The organism is Dickeya sp. MK7 (genome assembly GCF_000406305.1).
In the GTDB taxonomy this organism is placed as follows: domain Bacteria; phylum Pseudomonadota; class Gammaproteobacteria; order Enterobacterales; family Enterobacteriaceae; genus Dickeya; species Dickeya fangzhongdai.
In genome coordinates, this window is sequence record NZ_CM001984.1 from 2077832 (window position 1) to 2098831 (window position 21000).

Consider the following 21000-nt stretch of genomic DNA (forward strand, 5'->3'; position numbering starts at 1 on the left):
GGTCAAACAGGCGGTGGTGAAAGGGGAGCGCTTCGTTGGGCGCGCCGTTGGATGCAAGTGGCTGACTCACGCGGGAGTTCCTCCGGTTGAATAAAGTAACAACGTCTCTTCGTCGGCGTCGGCGCCGTCCAGTTCGGCGACGATACGCCCGTCCCACAGCACGCAGATCCGGTCGCACAGGCCCACCAGTTCGGAGAACTCGCCGGAGGCGTAAATCACGCCTTTGCCCTGCTGCGCCAGCGAATCGATCAGGGTAAATAAATCCTGTTTGGCTTTGATATCCACGCCTTTGGTGGGTTCATCCAGAATCAACACCTGCATGTCGCTGCGCAGCCATTTGCCGATCGCCACTTTTTGCTGATTGCCGCCGGACAGACGGCGCAACCGCTGTTGCGGCCCGCTGGTGCGGATGGTCAGCCGCTGGATCAAATCGCGGGCCCAGGCCAGCGCCTGACCGTGACCGAAAACGCCGTAGCGGGAAAAGCTGTCGCTGGCGCTGATGCTGAGATTCATGGTGACGGATTCGTCAATAAATATGCCTTCTTTGCGCCGCTCTTCCGGCACCAGCGCGATACCCTGCTGGACCGCGTCGGCCGGCGAGGTAGGGCGCCAGGGTTTTCCCTGATAGCGGCCGGAATCGATGCGGCTGCGGGCGGCGCCGAACAGCGCCTTGCACAGCTCGGTCTTACCGGCGCCGGCAAGACCGGCGATGCCGAGAATCTCGCCTTTGCGCAGCCGGAGCGAAATGTTGTGCAGCAGGGTGTCGTCATGCAGACCGTCTACCTGCAACAGCGGCTCTGCGTCCGTGAGCGTGCGGCGCGGCGGGAAAATATCATCCAGCCGGTGGCCCAGCATCCGCTCGACAATTTCCCCGCCGCTTAGCCCCTGCATTGGGCCGCTGCTGACAAACTGCCCATCGCGCAACACGGTCAACGTATCGCAGATGGCTTTCAGTTCGTGGATACGGTGCGAAATGAAGACGATGCCGATACCGTCCTGCTGCAGACGGCGCACGACGGCGAACAGCCGGGCGCTTTCTTCCTGGTCGAGCGGGGCGGTAGGTTCGTCAAGAATCAGAAACCGGCAGCGGTGGGAGAGGGCGCGCGCCAGCAGGATTTGCTGTTTTTCCGCCAGCGTACACTGTTCCAGCCGCTGGCGGACATTGATGCTGACCCCCAGTTGCGTCAGCAAGGCCTGCGCCTGCTGGTAAAGCGTTGACCAGTTGAGCACGTGACCGCTCTGTGCCAACTGGTCCAGCATGATATTTTCCGCCACCGACAGCGTAGGGACCAGCGCGGCGTCCACTTCCTGCTGAACCAGATGAATACCGTGGCGTTTGGCGTCGCGGGGAGAATGAATTGCGACTTTTTCGCCATCCAGCAGGATATCTCCGCTGTAATGGTCATAAGATCCAGAAAGAATCGCCATCAGCGTGGATTTTCCCGCGCCGTTGGCGCCGGTCAGCGCGTGGATAGATCCGCCTTCCAGCGTGAAATTCACCTGTCTGAGCGCCGGGAATCCGGCAAAAGAGATGGAAATGTAGCGCATTTCCAGACGCGAACGCGGGTTTATGGACATAATTGACAACAACGGGTTCTTAACAGCGATAATGACGGGAGGTCGACGTTGAAAAATATCATATTAACCGCAGAATGGAATGCCTGAATGGGCTTGTGGACGCCCCAGAGAAGAAATGAAAAAGCATAACTTAAGCAAAAACGTTATTAAGATCCGCGCCGGCTATCCCTAAAGAGAGCTTTTCCGCGCAGGATTCCAGATTAAACAGCGCATTATCTCTACCCGTCATGCTTTACGTTGCCGGTGCGTCGGCTGCCCTCATTTGCCTCGGTCACTGATCCATGTAAGCGCCCGGGCATTTACACGGTTGCCGTCTGACCGCAACTCGAATTATTTTGTGTGACGACAAGAATTTATTCAGACAGGAATGTATCCGTAATGAGTAGCACTGATATTCGGGTCCAGGTGGGACCGGCCAACTATTTTTCTTTCCCAGGGGCGATCGACAAGCTGAACGAATTTTATCCGGACGAGGTGCTGGCCCGCGCGTTCTGGATACACGGCGAACGCGCGCTGGCGGCGACGCGCGCTTATCTGCCGGCGGCGTTTTCTGCGCCGACGGCCCGGTCGGCCGGTTTTTCGGCACACTGCAGCGAAAATGAAATTGCGCGGTTGACGGCGGCGGCGGGCGATGATCGCACCGTGGTGATTGGCGTGGGCGGCGGCGCGGTGCTGGACACCGCCAAGGTGGTGGCGCGTCGTCTTGGCCTGCCGCTGGTGGCGATTCCGACCATTGCCGCGACCTGCGCCGCCTGGACGCCGCTCTCGGTCTGGTACAACGAGGCCGGGCAGGCGCTGCGATTCGAGATTTTCAACGATGCCAACCATCTGGTGCTGGTGGAACCGCGTATTCTGCTGGCGGCGCCGGTGGAGTACTTGCTGGCGGGGATCGGCGATACGCTGGCGAAATGGTATGAGGCGGTGGTGTTAAGCCCGCAGCCGGAAACCCTGTCGCTGACGGTGCGTCTGGGTTTGCAGACCGCGCAGGATATCCGCGATGTGCTGCTGAACCAGAGCGAATCTGCGTTGAAGGTGGCGCATAACGCCACGCTGAACCAGGATTTTCTGGATGTTGTCGACGCGATTATTGCCGGCGGCGGCATGGTGGGCGGGTTGGGCGAACGTTACACCCGGGTGGCGGCGGCGCACGCGGTGCACAACGGTTTGACGGTACTGCCGCAGACGGCGCGTTTTCTGCATGGCACCAAAGTAGCCTACGGCATTCTGGTACAGTGCGCGCTGCTGGGGCAAACCGATACGTTGCGTCAGCTGAAAGCGGCGTTCCGGGTCTTCGGGCTGCCGGTGTCGCTGGCCGAACTGGATGTGGATATTAGCGATGAAGCGGCATTGCAGGCGGTCATCGCCCGTACTTTGCAGAGTGGCGAATCCATTCATTATCTGCCCGGTCCGCTGGACGCTGACACGCTGCTGACCGCGTTCCGGGCAGTGGAATTGGCGAACGGCTAATAAAGCAACGGGGCGGTTTTTTAAACCGCCCCGTCATTGAGGGCTGGGTTATTGCAGTTTGTCATACGGAAAGGAATTCCTGATGTAACGTGCGTAATAACGCGCTTTGGCGTTAGAGGCCATTAACTCCTCATAAATCATTCGTGCTACGTTTTTGTACTGAAACAGACTGCCGTTCAGTAATTCTACTTCTAATGTGCTGGTTTCCGAATCGTAACCTACGGCAAACAGCTCGGTGGAAGATACACGTTTGCGTTGCAAAACAAATTGCTCCCTGTTGATGGTTGCGATGTAACGGTAATGTTACTTGCTGTGTTTTTTTTGGTCAACGTCGACGCCAGAGGGGCGAAAAAATCGTCAGCAAAACAGACGAAAGAATACAAGAACAGCTTATTATTTCCCTATTTCACCTGCACATCGGCAGATGATGCCACGTTTGCAGGAATCTATCCGTCAGTCAACGATTGGCTGTCAGGATGAATTCCTGTTTTGGTGGCGATCACGTTTTTAATGTCATACCGGCACATCAGCGGTGGTTCAATCTGAACCGTCTGTTGTGCCGGTTTTATCGCATTATTAAACAACTCTGATCAGTTCGACTGCAAGTGCTTTGCATGAAAACGCAGATGATCTTCGATAAAGCTGGCGATGAAGTAGTAGCTGTGGTCATAACCCGGCTGAATACGCAGCGTCTGCGGCCATTGCCGTGCGCTGGCGACGGCTTCCAACTGCTCAGGCTGAAGCTGGACGGGCAGGAAGCTGTCGCCGTCGCCCTGATCGATCAACGTCGGCAGCGGCGCGTCGCTGTGAGCGAGCAGATGGCAACTGTCGTACTGCAGCCACTGCTGGCGGTCGTCGCCCAGATAGGCGCTGAAGGCTTTCTGCCCCCAGGGCACCTGCGTCGGGTTGACGATTGGCGCAAAGGCCGACACCGAACGAAAACGCCCCGGATGGCGCAGCGCCAGCATCAGCGCGCCGTGCCCGCCCATCGAATGACCGCTGATGGCGACCCGATCGCTGGCGCTGACGTGCTGGCGCACCAGCGCCGGCAGTTCGTCGCTAATATAGTCGAACATGCGGAAATGCCGGTCCCAGGGGGATTGCGTGGCGTTGACATAAAAGCCGGCGCCTTTACCCAGATCGTACTGGGCGTCGTCCGCAACCTCATCGCCGCGCGGACTGGTGTCCGGCATCACCAGCGCCAGCCCCAGTTCCGCCGCCACCCGCTGGGCGCCGGACTTGAAGGTGAAATTCTCGTCGTTGCAGGTCAGCCCCGACAGCCAGTACAGCACCGGCGGCGGAGCCTCCCCGGCGAGGGGAGGATAAAACACGCTGAAGGTCATGTCGCAGTTCAACGTAGCTGAGGCATGGCGGTAACGCCGCTGCCAGCCGCCGAACAACCGGTGTTCTTCCAGCAATTCCAGTGACGCAGTCATGGTGTGCGAGTTTCCTGTCATCAGTTGAAATGAACCACGGAGCGAATGGATTTCCCTTCGTGCATCAGATCGAATGCCTCGTTGATCTGCTCAAGCGGCATGGTGTGGGTGATGAAGTCGTTGAGCTGGAATTCACCGTCCAGATAGCGCTGAACGATTCCCGGCAACTGACTACGGCCTTTGACGCCGCCGAAGGCGGAACCGCGCCATACGCGCCCGGTCACCAACTGGAACGGACGGGTGGCGATCTCTTCGCCTGCGCCAGCCACGCCGATGATGACCGACTCGCCCCAACCTTTATGGCAACACTCCAGCGCGGAACGCATCACGTTGACATTACCGATACACTCGAAGGAGAAATCCACGCCGCCGTCGGTCATGTCGACGATCACTTCCTGGATCGGCTTGTCGTAATCTTTCGGATTGACCAGATCGGTCGCGCCCAGTTTGCGGGCCAGATCGAACTTGCTGGTGTTGAGGTCAATACCGATGATGCGACCGGCGCCCGCCATTTTCGCGCCGATGATGGCGGACAGACCGATGCCGCCCAGACCGAAGATCGCCACGGTGTCGCCCGGTTTCACCTTGGCGGTGTTGGTCACGGCGCCCATGCCGGTGGTCACGCCGCAACCCAGCAGGCACACTTCTTCCAGCGGCGCTTCCTTATTGATTTTCGCCAGAGAGATTTCCGCCACGACGGTGCGTTCTGCAAAGGTGGAGGTGCCCATGTAGTGGAAAATCGGCTTGCCGTCTTTGAAAAAACGAGTGGTGCCGTCCGGCATCAGACCTTTGCCCTGGGTGGCGCGGATGGCCTGACACAGGTTGGTTTTGCCAGAACGGCAGAATTTGCACTCGCCGCACTCCGGGGTGTACAGCGGAATGACGTGGTCGCCGACCGCCACGCTGGTCACGCCTTCGCCTACCGCTTCCACGATGCCGGCGCCTTCATGGCCGAGGATCGCCGGGAAAACGCCCTCCGGGTCCTTACCGGACAGGGTGTAGGCATCGGTATGGCAGACGCCGCTGGCGAGGATGCGCACCAGCACTTCGCCTTTCTGCGGCGGCATCAGGTCCACTTCTTCAATGGACAGCGGCTGGTTGGGGCCCCAGGCGACGGCGGCGCGGGTTTTGATCATTTGCATGGTGAAGCTCCTTATTCAGAGTGGCGCAGCCGCCGGAATGACGCAGCGGCTGCCAGGGATAATGCGGCATTGACATCGAATGCCGACAGGGAATGCATCAGGCGCCGATTTCAATCATCAGTTTTTTCAGCGCCTCGACATTGGGACCGAAGGCGTCCCGCCGCCAGATAAGCCAGGTGCTGACCGACGCAATGTCGGTAGGCAGGTGATGGACCTGAACCTGCTGACCGGCAGGCAGGGCTTCCAGTATGCTGAGCGGCACCATCGCCACGCCGCTGCCGCCGGCCACGCCCGCCAGCAGGGCGCTATACGACGGCATTTCCAGCACGGCGGCGGGCGAGATGCCCTGCCCGCGAAACCAGCCTTCCAGCCGCTGGCGGTAGCCGCAGCCGGGCGCGAAGGCCAGCAACGGCAGATTACGCACCTGCGCCGCCTGAGAAACCGGCGGTATGCCGGCGGCGGTAATCAGCGCCAGCTGTTGTGAAAACACCCGGCAACTGTTGACGGCGTCATGATTAATCGGCCCGGTTACCAGCGCCGTAGCCAGTTCGCCGGCGTTCACGGCATCCAGCAACGCGCCGCAGGTGTCGCTGCGCAACGCTAACTGAACCTGCGGATAGCGGCGGTGGTACAGCGCCAGCAATTCGGGCAGCGCGGTGATCAGCAGACTTTCCACCGCGCCCAGCGCGAACAGGCCGGCGGGTTCGCTGGTGTGCGCCATCGCCAGCGCTTCATCGCTCAACGCCAGAATACGCTGGGCGTAGCACAGGAAATTATGGCCTGCCGGTGAAAGGCGAACGCGCTGGCGCTCACGAATAAACAGATCGGTACCCAGTTCCTGTTCCAACTGGCGCAGCCGGGTGGTGAGGTTGGAAGGCACGCGGCCGAGCTGTGCGGCCGCGCGCACCAGCGAGCCGGTTTCCGCCACCAGACAGAACATACGCAGTTGGGTTAGGTCCATATTATTCTCTTTACGTGAATAACTTTTGTTGAGTTGTTTATTTATATTGAGTGTAACGGTTGTGTTTGCCACTGGCAACCCGGTTGTTGATCCGGTTGCTGACCGCCAGAAACGGTGTGGAAATGCATTTGGCGTCATACCCGTGTCGGATACGGCCCAATGTGTGCCACCGGTGATGAAAGACCGGTGGTCATGGTTATATGGAAAACCCCGATTAGGCGAACATGTAATTGGCGAGCGTTGACTATCCGTTTATCCCCGCCGGACGGCAAATTGCCGTGGCGCCGGTTGGCCGAGCTCATCCCAATACTAACCAGAGTCGGCGACCGGGGATTCGCCTGGTCGCCGTCGGCCTGCAACTCGAATTATTTTAGGGGAGATATCTATAAACACCGGACGTTCGCCGCCGTTTTTTTTATTTTTTGTGACATTTAAATCCGCCGTCGGGTAATAGCGCGGCTTTTTTTTTATCGCAGAGTAAGGATAAGATGGGATTCGGGTTTTGGCACGGAGCCTGTTTATTCCTCTTTTTTCTTTGTGACATCCTATGGACGACACAGACGGTCAGAACTGACTGATCTCCTACCCGTTATACCCGCCATATTTCAATTGCGGATGTGTTGGTCGCTTTCCCTGACTCCCGTCTCTTACCCGTGTAGGCGACCGGGGAGCCGCTGGGTTGCTGCCTGCGCGCGACTTGAATTATTTAGGGTAAATAGCTCCATGCATCCTTGCGCCATCGCGTTTGCTGCGCTGCGGATGAGACATTATTCAAATCAGACACACACTATCTGGATATCATGATGCGCATTTTAAAAAATATCACCATCAGGGCTATGTTGTTAATCATACTCGTCGGATTCACTTTAATCTGGGGAGGCAGCGCGATTACCACTATCGTGTCATTAAATAAAATCGAGTCCTTATTGGACACCAATCAGACCGAGAAAAAAATTACACTATTCTGTCCAACGGCCGCGAAGCCTTTACCCAGTCCATCGCGCTGATTAACCGCAGTACGCTGTTCCAGCAACGGGGGGATAGCGCTCAGGCTCAGGCGCTGCTGCAAAAAGTGCAGGGCAACCTCGACAGCACCCGGACGCTGCTGACCACCTTTCGCGCCGCCAGCCATGACGGCATCAACGCCACGCTGGCGGGACAAATCGCCGACTCGTGGGATAACGCCATTTCCCAGGCGTTGATGCCGATGCTGAACGCCAGCCGCGCCGGCCGCTTCGATGAATACCAGCATTATTATCTGGACGTTTACCCCGCGCTGGCGCAGGCGTTTGGCAACAACGTGGCGCAGTACGGCGAGGCGATACAGGTCGACGATTCGTTGAGCAAAGCGAATCGTCTGGCTTCCATCAGCCGGGATGTGCTGAGCGCCGCTCTGATTTTCGGGCTGCTGGCGTTGCTTCTGTGCGATCGCTATCTGGTCAACTATCTGGTTAAACCGGTAGGGGATATCAAGCGTCATCTGACCGCCCTGACGGAGGGGCGTCTTGGCGCGGATTTGCAGGAGTTTGGCCGTAACTGCGTCGGGCAACTGATTCCCTACATCCGGCAAATGCAGAGCAATCTGCGCGATACCGTGAGCGTGATCCGCGATAGTTCGGCGGCGCTGCATGTCGGCGCGAGCGAGATTAAAAGCGGCAACGACGAGCTGGCCAGCCGGACGGAAGAACAAGCCGCGGCGCTGCAACAGACGGCCGCCAGCATGGAACAGTTGAGCGCCACGGTTATCCAGAACGCGGATAACCTTAAGCAGGCGAGCAAGCTGGCGCAGGAAGCCACCGAACGCGCGCTCAGCGGCGGCGAAGCTGGCAAATCGCTGGAATCGATGATGAAGGGGATTTCTGACAGTTCACGTCAAATCAATGACATTATCACTCTGATCAACGGCATTGCTTTCCAGACCAATATTCTGGCGCTGAACGCCGCGGTGGAAGCGGCGCGCGCGGGCGAGGCCGGGCGCGGTTTCGCCGTGGTGGCGGGCGAAGTGCGTAATCTGGCTCAGCGTAGCGGCCAGGCGGCTAAGGATATCGGTGCGTTGATCGGCGATTCCGTTCAGCGCGTCGAAGCGGGATCCATCCAATTGACGCAGGCTGGTGCGGCAATGAGCGATATTATTAACAGCATCATGAGCGTGGATGCGTTGATCCGCGATATCGCGTCGGCGTCTGAAGAGCAGAAGAATGGCATCATGCAGGTGGGTCAGGCGGTGACGGAAATGGACAGCGTGACCCAGCAGAATGCGGCGTTGGTCGAGGAAGCGGCATCATCGGCGGCATCGCTGGAATCCCAGGCCCGGCAACTGGCGGACGCCGTCACCGTATTCAGCCTGTCGGAGGAGGAGCACCGCTATTCCGCCAACGGAATGCTGCCTTCTTCACCACTGGCATTGAGCGTATCGCCGTCCCGGTAATATTAAACGCCGTGTCGTGAACATCGCGGCTTCTCTTGCTCCGATCGCGTAATAAAAACCACCGGTTCAATACCGGTGGTTTTTTTATCGCTAAAATCGCCTAAATCATGCCCCATCACTTGGCAGGTTGCCCGCGTCGGCTGCTCTGTATCTCGTTTCTCTGCCTTGTCTTTTCGGCATGACGGCTCGTTCGTCTAAGGCTTTCCTGTCGCCGGAATAAGTTAGGATATAACGATGACAACAATAGGTATCCTTAATCAAAAGGAAAATAGTCAGTAATATTAAAGGGAAGGTACAAAGATATTTTATAATGTGACCGCGTAAGAAATTGTCTTTTTTAATTTAAGGCTCGCTTAATTTTTAATAGATAATCTTTGAGGTGAAGATTGTCGGGTTCTCGGATTATTTTTCTGAGCAACGAAAACGATAAACTGAAGTGCTATTTCACTTGTTTAATTGGCAATAGTTTACACCGGAAAGATTAGTGCTGTGACTGATTTTCAGCGCTGGCTTTGCCGGTTTGACCAGGGTTTTTCTTGTCACGATGCGAAGATAGGTAAGCAGCGGTAAAGAATACGTCTGATTACATGGGTAGCAACCAACGCAGGTGACTATGACTAATATACGTGCCATGCACGCAGAAAATGATTCGGAGCCTGTTATGAATTTCTTAAAGAATATTACCGTCAGACGAATGATGTTAATTATCCTGGCGCTGTTTACGGTTGTGTGGGGAATGGCGTCCTCGTTTACCCTGTATTCACTTGGCAATGTCAATGGTTTATTAAGTGACAATCAGGATCAGAAGAAAAGTTATTCCATTCTGGTTCGCGGCAACGACCAATATTCCCGTGCGGTAATGCGTATGTCGCGCATACCGGAATTTATACAGCAAGGCGATATGGATAATGCCCAGAAAACGTTGGGCTCTGCGACGGATGCGTTGAACAATGCCAAAGAGGCGTTGGCGCAGTTTAAGCGCAGCCGGCAGGTCGGCGTTAGCAATGAACAGGTTCAGCAACTGACTGCATCGTGGGAACAGATCCTCAGCAATGCGGTCGAGCCAATGATGAGCGCGCTGAAAGACGGGCGAATGGATGAATTTAAACGAATTTTCCTGAAACAATATCCGCCGATGAGCGTGGAGTTCGGTGAGTTGACAGAAAAATACGCTGCCGCTATCCAGTCCGACAGCACCATTATGAACGTGGGATATTACATCGAGATTAGCAGAAACGTATTACTGGCCGCGCTGATTATCGGTATTACCATATTGTTCCTGAGCGACCGCTATCTGGTGAGTTATCTGGTGACGCCGATTGGTCAGATTAAACGCCATCTGGAATTGCTGACCAGCGGTAAACTCGGCGTGGAACTGAATGAATTCGGCCGCAACTGCGCCGGCCAGTTGATCCCCTACATCCGGACGATGCAGCACAGCCTGCGCAATACGGTGCAGACCATCCATGCCAGTTCGTCGGTGATTTACACCGGTACCAGCGAAATCCGTCAGGGCAATGACGAGCTGTCGCGCCGTACCGACCAGCAGGCGGCCGCCTTGCAGGAAACCGCCGCCAGTATGGAAGAGCTGACCTCGACGGTGAAAAACAATGCCGACAACGTGCGTCAGGCACGGCAGATTTCGGAAGAAGCGCAGCAGATGGCGCGGCAGGGTGGCGATATTACCGATAACGTGGTAACCACCATGCAGAGCATTTCCGACAGTTCCCGCAAGATTGCCGATATTACTAATGTGATTAACGGCATTGCGTTCCAGACCAATATCCTGGCGCTGAACGCGGCGGTGGAAGCGGCGCGGGCCGGCGAGCAGGGGCGTGGCTTCGCAGTGGTGGCCGGAGAAGTGAGAAATCTGGCGCAACGCAGCGCGCAGGCGGCCAAAGAGATAGAGACGCTGATCGGCGAATCGGTCAGCCGGGTGAATACCGGCTCTGAACTGGTGCGGGAAGCGGGCAACGCCATGGAAGTGATTATCTCCTCGGTATCGCGGGTGCATGACCTGATGGGCGAGATTTCGGCAGCGTCCGACGAACAAAGCCGGGGCATTGCGCAAATCGGTCAGGCGGTGACGGAAATGGACGGCGTGACGCAGCAGAACGCGGCGCTGGTGCAGGAAGCCACCACGGCGGCGGCATCGCTGGAAGATCAGGCGCAGAGTCTGGCGGCGGCGGTAGCGGCGTTTGACCTGGGAGAACGACAGATTTCGCTGAACGCTTCGCGTGTGGCCGCTCCGGCGTTGAAACGGCCTGTACTGACTTCTTCGGTGAACGCGCGGCCGGTTGCGGCTTCCTCTCAGGGGGACTGGGAAACGTTCTGATACGCTTCTGGTTCTCTCGCGTTATCCCAGAATGCACCGGCTTGCCGGTGCATTCTGCTTTATGCAATGGATTAAATTCGTATGCGGGTGGTTGACGTCGGGATGATTACCCTGGACTCAATAACGGAGGGAATTAAAAAATAAACAAGGTCGAAAATGAAATAACGTGATCCTGGTCCATTTTACTTTTTTATTTTAAGGCTCACTTAATTTTCAATCTGTAATCTTAGAGATGAAGACACAGTGAACGTGTTGCTGGCCATGAGAGTGAATACGGGACGCTAAAAAGGAATGCGGATTTATTTAACCGTTATCCATGCCGGAATAAAAATTGTTATTACATTGTTGAAAATAATTTATTGAGCCAGGGTTTTTCTTGTCACAATGCGCAGCACAGTGGTGAGCAATGCATCTATTTACACTGGGGAATACCAATCGCAGGTGGCTATGACTAAGCAAGCGCTGAATGCGCGACTAATTATCCGGAGCCTGTTATGAATATTTTAAGACACATCACTGTCAGAAGAATGATGTTAATTATCCTGGCACTGTTTACCGTCCTCTGGGGAATTGCCTCCATTTTTACTCTGAACTCATTTAGCAGCATGAGCAATTTGCTGAATGACAACATGGCGCAAAAGAAGAGTTACTCGATGCTGGTCAAAGGCAACGATCAATATTTTCGTGCGGTAACCCGGATGCTGCGTGCGGTGGATTTCCTGCAGACCGGCGATGCCGATAATGCGCAGAAAACCCTGAGTTCAGCCGCCAGCGCGCTGAAAAATAGCGAAGAAGCGCTGGCGCAGTTCAAAAGCAGCGAACATATCGGTGTGGACAAAGACGTCGTGCAGCAGATGACCGATGTCTGGGGCCGATTGCTGCACAGCGGAGTAGAGCCGATGCTGGCGGCGGTTAAAGACGGTCGGATGGACGATTTTCGTCAGCTGTTTCGCAAACAGTATCCGCCGCTGAGCGTGGAATTCGGCGGCGTGGCGGATAAATACGCGACGGCAATTCAATCCGACGACGCTATCATCTCGGCATCGCAACACATTGCCATCAACAAGAATGTACTGCTGGTCGCACTGATTATTGGGGTTATCGTGCTGTTCCTGAGCGACCGCTATCTGGTCAATTATCTGGTGACGCCGATTGGTCAGATTAAACGTCATCTGGAATTGCTGACCAGCGGTAAACTCGGCGTGGAGCTGGATGAGTTTGGCCGTAACTGCGCCGGCCAGTTGATCCCCTACATCCGGGCGATGCAGCACAGCCTGCGCAATACGGTGCAGACCATCCATGCCAGTTCGTCGGTGATTTACACCGGTACCAGCGAAATCCGCCAGGGCAATGATGAACTGTCGCGCCGTACCGACCAGCAGGCGGCCGCCTTGCAGGAAACCGCCGCCAGTATGGAAGAGCTGACCTCGACGGTGAAAAACAACGCCGACAACGTACGTCAGGCACGGCAGATTTCGGAAGAAGCGCAGCAAATGGCCCGGCAGGGTGGTGATATCACCGACAGCGTGGTGACCACCATGCAGAGCATTTCCGACAGTTCCCGCAAGATTGCCGATATTACCAGCGTGATTAACGGCATCGCGTTCCAGACCAATATCCTGGCGCTGAACGCGGCGGTGGAAGCGGCGCGGGCCGGCGAGCAGGGGCGTGGTTTCGCGGTGGTGGCCGGGGAAGTGAGAAATCTGGCGCAGCGCAGCGCGCAGGCGGCCAAAGAGATTGAGACGCTGATCGGCGAATCGGTCAGCCGGGTGAATACCGGCTCTGGACTGGTGCGGGAAGCGGGCAACGCCATGGAGGAGATTATCTCCTCGGTATCGCGGGTACATGACCTGATGGGCGAGATTTCGGCGGCGTCCGACGAACAAAGCCGGGGCATTGCGCAAATCGGTCAGGCGGTGACGGAGATGGATGGCGTGACGCAGCAGAACGCGGCGCTGGTGCAGGAAGCCACCACGGCGGCGGCGTCGCTGGAAGATCAGGCGCAGAGTCTGGCGGCAGCGGTAGCAGCGTTTGATCTTGGCGACAGACAGACCGCGTTGAACGCTCCGCGTGTTGCCGCTCCGGTGCTGAAACGGCCGGTGCTGAAAGCCTCCCTGCCGGCCAGTTCGTCCAACGGCGACTGGGAAACGTTCTGACGTATTAGGGACATCTGCGTTATCTTCTTCGAATGCACCGGCCAGCCGGTGCATTCGCTTTTTCACGCCGTATAGACCTCACGCTACACCCGACATCTGGCTGGAACGGATATTGACCGTCAATCGGCCGTCTGCGCACTTTAATAATTTCTTATCGCTTCTATACTCGATTGAAACAGCCTGAAACATCTGGAAACCGAATGGCGGTCGTCAGTGATATCAACGGGCTGTGGCATCGTTGTCGCTACGGTGTCGAGCCAGCAGGGCCACGCGTTTTAGCATAGGGCTGACGCATCATTTGGGGGTGATAATGCGTGATGGGATGGGAATAAAGTGGTGTAAAACTGAACAGTTGCCATCTGGGATGATTACCTTAAACTCAGTAACGGGAGAAATTAAAATGTAAGCAATCGAATTGAGAAGGCGTGATCCTGATTGGTTTTATTTATTTTAGATCAGGATTCTCCTGGTTTTTTACCGTATGGTTTTGTTTTTTATCGTATAGTTTTAGCGACGTGAAAACCATTGAGGGCGTTATCGGTCATGGCTGACTAAATAGAACGTCGTCAACGCTGGCGTGTTGCTTTGATTTTCTCAGTAATCATTCGTACCAGAAACATAAATGTTATTACTGACGTCTTCCCGATGATTGTTGTTGAGCCAGGCGTTTCCTTGTCATGGTACGAAGCGAGTGGCTGTGGTGAGGGATGCGTCTGGCTACAGTCGGGGTCAACCAAACGCAGGTGGCTACTATCAAACATGTGCTTAACGCGCGATTAATTGTCCGGAGCCTGTTATGACTTTTTTAAGAAATATTACCGTCAGAAGAATGATGCTGGTGATTCTGGCACTGTTTACCGTTATCTGGGGTATCGCCTCTATTTATACATTGAACTCCTTCAGCAGCATGAACAACCTGCTGGATGACACGATAGACCAAAAGAAAAGTTATTCGAATCTGGTCAAAGGCAATGATCAGTATTTCCGCTCGGTAACGCGGATGATGCGGGTGGTGGATTACCGGCAGGCCGGCGATACCGACAATGCGCAAAAGACCCTGCTCTCGGCTACCACCGCACTGAAAAATAGCGAAGAGGCGCTGGCGCAGTTTAGAAGCAGCGAGCACGTCGGCGTGGATGAGGCGCTGGCGAAGCAGATGGTCGATGTCTGGAGTCGGCTGCTGCAAAACGGAATGGCGCCGCTGTTGGCGGCGGTTAGCGAAGGCCGGAACGATGATTTCCAGCAGCTTTACCGCCAACAATATATGGCGCTGAGCGTGGAATTTGGCGATGTGGCGAACAAATACGTCAACGCCATCCAGGCGGACAATACCATCACGGCGTTGAAGGAACACATCGCCTTCAATAAAAACGTGTTGCTGGTCGCGCTGATTATTGGCGTCATCGTGCTGTTCCTGAGCGACCGTTATCTGGTCACCTATCTGGTGACGCCGATTGGTCAGATTAAACGTCATCTGGAATTGCTGACCAGCGGTAAACTCGGCGTGGAACTGAATGAATTCGGCCGCAACTGCGCCGGCCAGTTGATCCCCTACATTCGGGCGATGCAGCATAGCCTGAGCGATACCGTACAAACCATTCATACCAGTTCGTCGGTAATCCATACCGGTACCAGCGAAATCCGCCAGGGCAATGACGAGCTGTCGCGCCGTACCGACCAGCAGGCGGCCGCCTTGCAGGAAACCGCCGCCAGCATGGAAGAACTGACCTCGACGGTGAAAAACAACGCCGACAACGTACGTCAGGCGCGGCAAATTTCGGAAGAAGCGCAGCAGATGGCCCGGCAGGGCGGTGACATCACCGACAGCGTGGTGACCACCATGCAGAGCATTTCCGACAGTTCCCGCAAGATTGCCGATATTACCAGCGTGATTAACGGCATCGCCTTCCAGACCAATATCCTGGCGCTGAACGCGGCGGTGGAAGCGGCGCGGGCCGGCGAGCAGGGGCGTGGTTTCGCGGTGGTGGCCGGGGAAGTGCGCAGTCTGGCGCAGCGCAGCGCGCAGGCGGCCAAAGAGATTGAGACGCTGATCAGCGAATCGGTCGGCCGGGTGAATACCGGTTCTGAACTGGTGCGCGAAGCGGGCAGCGCTATGGAAGTGATTATCTCCTCGGTATCGCGGGTGCATGACCTGATGGGCGAGATTTCGGCGGCGTCCGACGAGCAGAGCCGGGGCATTGCGCAAATTGGTCAGGCGGTGACGGAAATGGACGGCGTGACGCAGCAGAACGCGGCGTTGGTGCAGGAAGCCACCACGGCGGCGGCGTCGCTGGAAGAGCAGGCGCAAAGTCTGTCGGCGGCGGTAGCGGCGTTTGATCTTGGCGACAGGCAGAGTGTGTTTATTTCACCTCGCGCCGCCGTGCCGGCGCTGAAACGACCGGCGCTGAAAGCTTCCCTGCCGGCCGCGACCAGTTCGTCCCACGGCGATTGGGAAACGTTCTGACGACGGGTTTCGGGCTTCCCGTTTTATCTCCGAATGCACCGGCTTGCCGGTGCATTTTTTCATCATAACGCCGGCGAGGTAAACGCTGTGTTGGCTTTTTCCCGGTACGGTTTTTAGGCGAATAGCCGGATGCGTCATCCCATTTTTTCTATCCCTGCCTATACTTGCTGGTAATCAGAACGCACTTGACCAGATATTGATTCTCCTGCTTATAACCGCCGGTTGGCGTTACTTTTGCTTTTTCTATGCATGACGTGTTTGCCGGTGGTGTGTGGCAACGTTAGCGTTCCGATATTTATGTATTGCGTATTAAGGGGTGAAGGATGCTCTGCTAATCAGTGAATCGTGGAAAAACGTCAAATAACGATCTGGAGTTAACTATGACTTTTCTAAGAAATATCAGCATAAAAATTATGATGTTAATCATCATGGGTTTTTTTGTGGTGTTATGGTGCGGTGCGTCCGGTTTCAGTCTTTATTCGCTTCAGCATGTGACTGTACTTTTGAATAAAAGCGTCTCTCAGAAAAACAGCTATTCCTCCCTGGTCTATGGCAACGATCAATATTTTCGCTCGGTTACCCGCATGGCGCGGGTAATGGATTATCTGCAATTCAATGATGCCGACAATGCCAAAAAGACGCTGGATTCAGCGCAAAACGCGATTAACAACACCAAAGATGCGCTGGAAAAATTTAAAACAGCGGAGCACGTGGGAATTGATAAGGCGTTGGCGGATAACATGGTCACAACCTGGTCGAATTTAATCAGCACCGGAATTGAACCCATGTATAGCGCGCTGAGAAGCAATAATCTGGATGAGTTCCGGCGTATTTTTCGGACGGTCTATCCCGCCGCCAGCGTCGCTTTTGGCGAGGTAGCCCAGAAGTACTCCAGCGCGATAACCAGTTCCGATTATATCCAGTCGGTGAATGCCTATAATGGCTGGAACCGGAATGTCTTGGTTTTCGCTTTGCTGATGAGCCTGCTGGTGTTTGTGATCAGCGAACGTTATCTGGCTAACTATCTGGTTAGCCCCATCGGCAGTATTAAGGCGCACATGTCAAAGCTGACCGCCGGGCGTCTGGATCAACATTTGGCGGAATTTGGGCGTAATTGCGCCGGGCGTATTATTCCCGATATTAAACAATTGCAGAATAGCCTGATAAATACCGTGTCGTTAATTCGTAATAGCGCGGAAACCATTTATCAGGGCGCGACGGAAATCCGTCACGGTAATAATGACCTGTCCAGCCGTACCGAACAGCAGGCCTCCGCGCTGCAGGAAACCGCCGCCAGCATGGAACAACTCAGCTCTACCGTGCTGCATAATGCTGAAAACGTGCATCAGGCCAGTAAGCTGGCGGGAGAAGCCACCGACGCGGCAAAACAGGGCGGGAAAATTACCAACAATGTGGTGGAAACCATGGACAGTATTACCGCCAGCTCCCGCAAGATTGCCGATATTACCTCGGTCATCAACGGCATTGCCTTTCAGACCAATATTCTGGCGCTGAATGCCGCGGTGGAAGCCGCTCGGGCCGGCGAACAGGGACGGGGATTCGCGGTGGTGGCGGGAGAAGTGCGCAGTCTGGCGCAGCGCAGCGCGCAGGCGGCCAAAGAGATCGAGGGGCTGATCGCGGAATCGGTATCCCGGGTGGATATCGGCTCATCGCAGGTTAAACAGGCGGGGGAGGCGATGGGTACAATTATCACCGCCGTATCGCATGTCAGCGACCTGATTGGCGAGATAGCCTCGGCATCGGATGAACAGAGCCGGGGGATTGCGCAAATCGGACAGGCCGTCAATGAAATGGACGGCGTGACGCAACAGAATGCCGCGTTGGTGCAACAGGCGATGACGGCCGCCACGTCGCTGGAAGATCAGGCGCGACAACTGACGCAGGCAGTAGAAGTGTTCCACCTCGGCACTGAACACCAGACGGCCGCCGGGCGCGCAAACCCGGCGGGCAACATGGCGCTGAAGCGCCCGGCGCTCAGGGGTACGACTCCGGCGCTGCCGCCTGCCCGCCAGGCCAACGGGCAGGATAACTGGGAAAAATTCTGATCCTGTCCGACCGCCCGTCGTGTTCGTTGTAACGGATACGGCGGGCGCGGTGTTTGACGTGGTAAGCGCCGTGGCAAGTTGAAGTCTTTTCATCAGCCATGACACACAATCACTGGATAATCTTCAGACACTCCATTAGAGTTGTGGCCGGCGTTGGCCCTGGGCAACGTCAGACTGAGAGACACCTGCTGGAGAAAAACATGTCGGCTGTATTAACAAAAGAAGCGGCCCTGGTTCACGAGGCGCTGCTGGCGCGTGGCCTGGAAACCCCACTGCGCGGCAAGATGCTGGAGAGTGAAACCCGTAAGCGCCTCATCGCTGAGCACATGACGGAAATCATGAACCTGCTGAATCTCGATCTGGAAGACGATAGTCTGGCGGAAACCCCTCACCGCATCGCCAAAATGTATGTGGAAGAGATCTTTTCCGGTCTGGATTACGCCAATTTCCCGAAAATCACCATTATCGAAAACAAGATGAAAGTGGACGAAATGGTGACGGTGCGCGACATCACCCTGACCAGTACCTGCGAACACCACTTTGTGACTATCGACGGTAAAGCCACGGTGGCCTACATCCCGAAAGAGGGCGTGATTGGGCTGTCCAAAATCAACCGTATCGTGCAGTTCTTCTCCCAGCGCCCGCAGGTGCAGGAGCGTCTGACCCAGCAGATTCTGGTGGCGTTGCAGACGCTGCTCGGCACCAACAACGTGGCGGTGTCGATTGACGCGGTGCACTATTGCGTCAAGGCGCGCGGTATTCGCGACGCCACCAGCGCCACCACCACCACGTCGCTGGGCGGCCTGTTCAAATCCAGTCAGAATACCCGGCAGGAGTTCCTGCGCGCCGTGCGTCATCACCACAACTGATCGTCCCGGTTGGTTGTCTTCCGGCGGCCGGTGTCGGCCGCCATAAAATCATGGGCATTTGCCGTGCCAGTCACTACAATTCGCTGATGCTTCCCTGTATTTGCTAAAAGCCATGTCGCCACCGCCTCATTCTTCATCCCGTATTCCTATGCTGGACTTCGCCCGTGGCCTGGCGATGCTCGGCATTCTGTTAATGAATATTGTCTCGTTCGGTCTGCCGCACGCGGCCTACCTCAACCCGGCGTGGCAGGGGCCGCCTTCTGTCGCGGATGCCTGGACGTGGGCGCTGATGGATATGGTGGCGCAGGGGAAATTTCTCACCCTGTTTGCCCTGCTGTTTGGAGCCGGGCTGCAACTGCTGCTAAAACGCGGCAAGCGTTGGATTCATGCGCGATTGTTCTGGCTGATGGTGTTCGGTCTGTTTCACAGCATTTTTATGTGGGACGGCGATATCCTGCTGGACTATGGCCTGATCGGCCTGGTGTGCTACGGCCTGTTGCGGCACGCCGACAGCACCCGCATGTTGCTGCGTACCGGTGTGGTGCTGTATCTGATGGGGCTGGCGATGCTGGTGGTGTTGAGTCAGGTGCTAAGTCCGGACGGCGGCAGTTTCTGGCAGCCGGGGCCGGCCGAGGTCACCTATGAAGCCTGGTGGCTGGTGCAAGGCGGGCCGGAAGCCTGGCGTAATCGACTGTCGTTGCTGAATGAAAGCCTGTTGTCGCTGGGCATCCAGTATGGCTGGCTGCTGGCCGGGTCGATGGTGATGGGCGCGGCGCTGATGCGCAGCGGCTGGCTGCGTGGGCAGTTTAGCCAGCGGCATTATCGCCGCGTCGCGCTATGGCTGCTGCCGTTGGCGTTGCTGATTGACGGGGTGGGCGTCGCTGCACAGTGGCAACTGCGATGGGACTACCGCTGGTGCGGTTTGCTGTTGCAAATCCCGCGGGAAGTGGGCGCGCCGCTGCAGGCGATTGCGTATCTGGCGTTGTGTTACGGCTTCTGGCCGACGCTGGCGAACTGGCGGCTAACTCGCTGGATTGTCGATGTCGGGCGTATGGCGTTAAGCAGCTATCTGTTGCAAACCCTGATTTGCACCGCGCTGTTCAACCGCCTCGGCTGGTTTATGCAGTTGGATCGCTGGCAGCTATTGCTGGTGGTACCGCCGGTATTGCTATGCAATCTGCTGGCGGCGCGTATCTGGCTGGGCGCTTTCCGGCAAGGGCCGCTAGAGAGCGTATGGCGCTGGCTGACGGCTCGGGTTGCCGGGCCGGTTTCTGCGCAATCCGCGCACGAACCCTGATCAGCGGGATGCCGGCGGCGACGGTTTCTGCCGCAGCGGCGGCTCCACGCGCGAATCCAGGTCGTTCATGAATTCAGGCGGCACCGCCGGGTAACTGGGCTCGTCATCCGAAATCTTGTACTCGGATGGAATCGGCACCTGCGGCCCCAGAAAGCGGGGTTCGCGCTTGAGAATGTAGAGATCGAACAGCGTACCCAACCGGGCGCCGAACTCCCGCATACGTACCTGCCAGATATCCTTGGGCGACGGCACCGCGAAGCACTGCGCCTGAATACCTTTGTGCAGCGCGATAAATAGCGCACGCTCGCAGTGGAATCGCTGGGTAATAATGGTGAAATCGTTGGTATCGAACACTTTGCGGGTGCGCACGATGGAGTCCAGCGTGCGGAATCCGGCATAGTCCAGCACAATATTGGTGGGCGGAACCCCGGCGGCGATCAGATCGCGTCGCATGGTCATGGGTTCGTTATAACTTTGCTGGGCATTGTCGCCGCTCAGCAGCAGGTAGCTGACCTTGCCGCTGTTGTAGGCGTTGAGCGCGCCCTGAATTCGGAACAGATAATACTGGTTGATGACGCCGGCGCGATAATACTTGGCGGTGCCCAAGACTACCCCGACCTGGCGCGGCGGTAGATCCTGCACATCCTCGTAAATGTAGGGCGCGGTGCGCCAGCTAATACAGCGGTCAAGCAGAAAAGCGCCGCAGGCCATCACCAGAATGGCGGTGAAAAGACCAAATATCAGGCGTTTCCACATGCTGCTGCCTTCGTCCGCATGGAGTAGATAGTCATGAGGCAAGGC

Annotated in this window: 14 protein-coding genes; 8 read left to right on the forward strand and 6 right to left on the reverse strand. The window is 56.3% G+C overall.

The window, feature by feature from the left end; all coding sequences use genetic code 11:
• Nucleotides 1-66 precede the first annotated feature (66 nt).
• Nucleotides 67-1578: a sugar ABC transporter ATP-binding protein gene (locus tag DXXMK7_RS09085; protein WP_038918817.1), complete on the reverse strand. Its 1512-nt coding sequence runs from the start codon at nucleotides 1576-1578 to the stop codon at nucleotides 67-69.
• Between the two features lie 378 nt (nucleotides 1579-1956).
• On the opposite strand from DXXMK7_RS09085, the gene DXXMK7_RS09090 reads away from it, so the two are divergent.
• The gene (locus tag DXXMK7_RS09090) at nucleotides 1957-3045 is read left to right on the forward strand and encodes an oxidoreductase (RefSeq protein ID WP_038918818.1); all 1089 of its coding nucleotides are present in this window, start codon (nucleotides 1957-1959) and stop codon (nucleotides 3043-3045) included.
• 48 nt (nucleotides 3046-3093) lie between these two features.
• Here the strand turns inward: DXXMK7_RS09090 and DXXMK7_RS09095 are convergent, their stop codons facing one another.
• The 4 genes from DXXMK7_RS09095 to DXXMK7_RS09110 all read right to left on the reverse strand — a co-directional run bounded on the left by DXXMK7_RS09095 (nucleotide 3094) and on the right by DXXMK7_RS09110 (nucleotide 6584).
• On the reverse strand, nucleotides 3094-3306 hold the full coding sequence (locus DXXMK7_RS09095; RefSeq protein ID WP_038918819.1) for a KTSC domain-containing protein: 213 nt from the start codon (nucleotides 3304-3306) through the stop codon (nucleotides 3094-3096).
• A 329-nt stretch (nucleotides 3307-3635) separates the two neighbouring features.
• On the reverse strand, nucleotides 3636-4481 hold the full coding sequence (gene fghA / locus DXXMK7_RS09100; protein ID WP_038918820.1) for an S-formylglutathione hydrolase: 846 nt from the start codon (nucleotides 4479-4481) through the stop codon (nucleotides 3636-3638).
• 20 nt (nucleotides 4482-4501) lie between these two features.
• Complete coding sequence (locus DXXMK7_RS09105) at nucleotides 4502-5623, reverse strand: S-(hydroxymethyl)glutathione dehydrogenase/class III alcohol dehydrogenase (protein ID WP_038918821.1); 1122 nt, start codon at nucleotides 5621-5623, stop codon at nucleotides 4502-4504.
• 97 nt (nucleotides 5624-5720) lie between these two features.
• Nucleotides 5721-6584 (reverse strand): LysR family transcriptional regulator, encoded by an 864-nt coding sequence (locus DXXMK7_RS09110; RefSeq protein ID WP_038918822.1) that lies wholly within the window; start codon nucleotides 6582-6584, stop codon nucleotides 5721-5723.
• A gap of 1021 nt (nucleotides 6585-7605) precedes the next feature.
• Here DXXMK7_RS09110 and DXXMK7_RS09115 point away from each other — a divergent pair.
• The 7 genes from DXXMK7_RS09115 to yeiB all read left to right on the forward strand — a co-directional run bounded on the left by DXXMK7_RS09115 (nucleotide 7606) and on the right by yeiB (nucleotide 20199).
• Entirely contained in the window at nucleotides 7606-9012 is a 1407-nt protein-coding gene (locus DXXMK7_RS09115; RefSeq protein WP_238555986.1) for a methyl-accepting chemotaxis protein, read from the forward strand.
• 661 nt (nucleotides 9013-9673) lie between these two features.
• Nucleotides 9674-11347: a methyl-accepting chemotaxis protein gene (locus DXXMK7_RS09120; protein ID WP_038918823.1), complete on the forward strand. Its 1674-nt coding sequence runs from the start codon at nucleotides 9674-9676 to the stop codon at nucleotides 11345-11347.
• Between the two features lie 494 nt (nucleotides 11348-11841).
• Complete coding sequence (locus DXXMK7_RS09125; protein WP_038918824.1) at nucleotides 11842-13503, forward strand: methyl-accepting chemotaxis protein; 1662 nt, start codon at nucleotides 11842-11844, stop codon at nucleotides 13501-13503.
• A gap of 796 nt (nucleotides 13504-14299) precedes the next feature.
• Nucleotides 14300-15967: a methyl-accepting chemotaxis protein gene (locus tag DXXMK7_RS09130; protein ID WP_038918825.1), complete on the forward strand. Its 1668-nt coding sequence runs from the start codon at nucleotides 14300-14302 to the stop codon at nucleotides 15965-15967.
• Nucleotides 15968-16347: 380 nt separating this feature from the next.
• The gene (locus DXXMK7_RS09135) at nucleotides 16348-18033 is read left to right on the forward strand and encodes a methyl-accepting chemotaxis protein (RefSeq protein ID WP_038918826.1); all 1686 of its coding nucleotides are present in this window, start codon (nucleotides 16348-16350) and stop codon (nucleotides 18031-18033) included.
• A 200-nt stretch (nucleotides 18034-18233) separates the two neighbouring features.
• Nucleotides 18234-18902, forward strand: a complete 669-nt coding sequence (gene folE, locus DXXMK7_RS09140; protein ID WP_038659451.1) for a GTP cyclohydrolase I FolE — start codon at nucleotides 18234-18236, stop codon at nucleotides 18900-18902.
• A gap of 148 nt (nucleotides 18903-19050) precedes the next feature.
• Complete coding sequence (yeiB, locus tag DXXMK7_RS09145; RefSeq protein ID WP_193745943.1) at nucleotides 19051-20199, forward strand: DUF418 domain-containing protein YeiB; 1149 nt, start codon at nucleotides 19051-19053, stop codon at nucleotides 20197-20199.
• Here yeiB and sanA read toward each other — a convergent pair whose 3' ends face one another.
• Nucleotides 20200-20955, reverse strand: a complete 756-nt coding sequence (gene sanA / locus DXXMK7_RS09150; RefSeq protein ID WP_038918829.1) for an outer membrane permeability protein SanA — start codon at nucleotides 20953-20955, stop codon at nucleotides 20200-20202.
• Between the last annotated feature and the right edge of the window lie 45 nt (nucleotides 20956-21000).